Source organism: Sulfuricurvum sp. RIFOXYD12_FULL_44_77 (assembly GCF_001830725.1).
Classification (GTDB): domain Bacteria; phylum Campylobacterota; class Campylobacteria; order Campylobacterales; family Sulfurimonadaceae; genus Sulfuricurvum; species Sulfuricurvum kujiense_A.
Map to the genome: position 1 here is coordinate 1 of NZ_MIBU01000158.1, position 2,356 is coordinate 2,356.

General features: G+C 43.9%; 4 protein-coding genes. 3 read left to right on the forward strand and 1 reads right to left on the reverse strand.

Annotation, left to right across the window (positions count from 1 at the left end):
* On the reverse strand, nt 1–532 hold a 532-nt coding region (locus A2517_RS06465; RefSeq protein WP_294895283.1), incomplete at its 3' end, for a CDP-alcohol phosphatidyltransferase family protein.
* 143 nt (nt 533–675) lie between these two features.
* Here A2517_RS06465 and A2517_RS06470 point away from each other — a divergent pair.
* The 3 genes from A2517_RS06470 to A2517_RS06480 form a co-directional block, all read left to right on the forward strand.
* Nucleotides 676–1,872, forward strand: coding sequence for an OprD family outer membrane porin (locus A2517_RS06470; RefSeq protein ID WP_294895285.1), 1,197 nt, complete (start codon nt 676–678; stop codon nt 1,870–1,872).
* Between the two features lie 9 nt (nt 1,873–1,881).
* Nucleotides 1,882–2,127 (forward strand): FeoA family protein, encoded by a 246-nt coding sequence (locus A2517_RS06475; RefSeq protein WP_349681480.1) that lies wholly within the window; start codon nt 1,882–1,884, stop codon nt 2,125–2,127.
* A partial coding sequence (locus tag A2517_RS06480) for a FeoB small GTPase domain-containing protein (protein WP_294895287.1) occupies nt 2,117–2,356 on the forward strand: 240 nt, incomplete at its 3' end. The genes A2517_RS06475 and A2517_RS06480, both read left to right, overlap by 11 nt.

Below are 2,356 nucleotides of genomic sequence, written 5' to 3' on the forward strand. Positions count from 1 at the left end.
TCACTTTAGAGTTTAACAATGCTCCGATAAGTATCATCAGGGCGAGTACCCCCATCCATCCGATAAATCCCGATCCCAGCCATACAAGCCAGAGTAAAATTGCTCCCAGCGGCGTCGGAACACCCGTAAAATGTTTCGCGACCTCTCCCGCATCGGTATTGATATTAAACTGGATCAGACGGCGTAAACCGCTGATGACGTAATAGATCGAAGCGATTGAGGTAATAATGAGGGGGATACCTTCTAAGTGGGTATAGACTCCTTGGAAGATAAAGAAGGTCGGGACGAGGACAAAGCTGAGAAAATCGGCAAAGGAGTCGAGCTGAACCCCAAATTCGTTGGAAAGATTGAATTTACGGGCTATTTTTCCATCAATAATATCAAAGGCTCCCCCCATCCAAGCCAAGATGACCGCGATCACAAAGTGATTTTGAGTGATAAAATAGGTTGCAAGCAATCCGCAGGTAATATTTGCCATTGTTACCAAATTGGCGAGGTTAAAATGGCTGGTTGAGCGCCAGAGAAATTGCATAAAAGTCCTATTAGTGTATTATTTGGTTTGAAATTATACCCAAAGCGGGGAAATAATAGTCTAATTGAAAAAGGTTATCATTATTAAGCATATTGTAAGTTGATAATCTCTATCATTCTGTAATGACAAAAAAAAGGAAGATGATGAAAACGATGATGTTATTGAGTTTGGCAGCTGTTACAGCATTAAACGCCGGAAGTATGGATGAAGCATTTAAAGGGGGAAAGGCAAGCGGTCAAATCCGTGCTGCGTATGTCGATCAAGATAATGCTGTAGATACCGATACGTATGGAACGTCACTCGGTGGGATTTTAAAATTTGAAACGGCTGCAAGCAATGGTATTACACTGGGTGTAGCGGGGTACGCAAGCCAAAAAATTCACTCGCTAACAGGTTCTTTTGATGAGGGGAAAGCAAACGGAGATTTGTTTGCTGAAAACACTAAGTCGTATGCGTATGTCGGGGAAGCCTATGTCGACTACAGTGCAAACGATTTGACGCTCCGTATCGGACGTCAACTTATTGATACGCCTCTCGCCGATACCGATGATATTCGTATGCACCCGAACTCTTTTGAAGCGGCCGTCGTATCTTATGGCGGTATCGAGGGAACAACGTTCGTAGGCGGGTATGTTACACGCTGGGCGGGATACGATTCAGGTGGTGATATCTCAAAATTTAAAAAACTTGCAGGAGACAACAGTGAGGGTGCGGCGGTTGTAGGTATTATGAATGAAAGTATCGAGAATCTTGGAGTGCAAGGGTGGTATTACGGTATTGATGAGTTGGCAGATGCATTTTATACGGATGCAACCTACGCCATCCCTTTCAGTGAGACGATGGGGTTGGAGTTGATAGGGCAATTCGCTACGTTTAGTGAAGAACGCAACAGCGGTCTTGATGGCAACGTATACGGTATCGGAGCACGTTTTAATATCGGAATGGCGAGCGTAGGTGCGGCATACAATAAAGCATCCAATAATGAGGGTGATTTTGTCAGTAACGGCTTTGGCGGCGGACCGTATATTACTTCAATGGAAGAGATGACGATTGACGGTTTTGAGGATGTCAAAGCGTATCAATTGAGTGCAGACTTAGATCTGACAAATGCCGGTTTGGAAGGGGTGAGTCTTTGTGCCTTATATGGCGATTTTAAAAGTGTACCTGCAAATATGAGAGTTAAAGAGTTTGATGTAATTGCAACCTATGAAATGAGCGAAGCGTTCAATGCCGAAATGAGCTATGCCATGGTTGCTGACAAAAACAACAATACTTCAGAAGATGGACTTTATGATGGCGGATACGATCGTTTCCTTGTCCGCTTGAATTATAATTTTTAAGGATCAGACGTGAAAGAAGAAACCATGACACTTTTAAGTGCCTGCACCAAAGGGGGCATTGCCAAAGTGGTCAAGATCAACGCTAAGGGAGCCCTTAAACAGCGGTTGATATCGTTTGGATTGATGAAAGGTGCTGAAGTTAAAATGCTTGAGTGCGGTCTCACCAAAAGTACGTATGAGATAAAAATCGGCAATGTGAATATCGCATTACGCCGCGAAGAAGCTGAATTAATTGAGGTGTCCGATGTCCACTAAAAAAATTACCGTAGCGCTTGTCGGTCAACCTAATGTCGGCAAAAGTATGCTGATCAATTCCATCGGAAATGCGCGGCTTCATGTCGGAAATTTCACAGGGGTGACGGTTGAAAAAACAGTGGTCACTTTTGAGCATGGCGGATATGAGTTCAGTGTCGTCGATCTCCCCGGAACCTATGCTTTTACCGACTATTCGATCGAAGAGCGGGTAACACACGATTATCTATGC

What these genes read in the sequence shown, in the direction of transcription:
- A2517_RS06470 (WP_294895285.1), top strand. Translation starts at nt 676, where the DNA reads ATGAAAACGATGATGTTATTGAGTTTGGCAGCTGTTACAGCATTAAAC.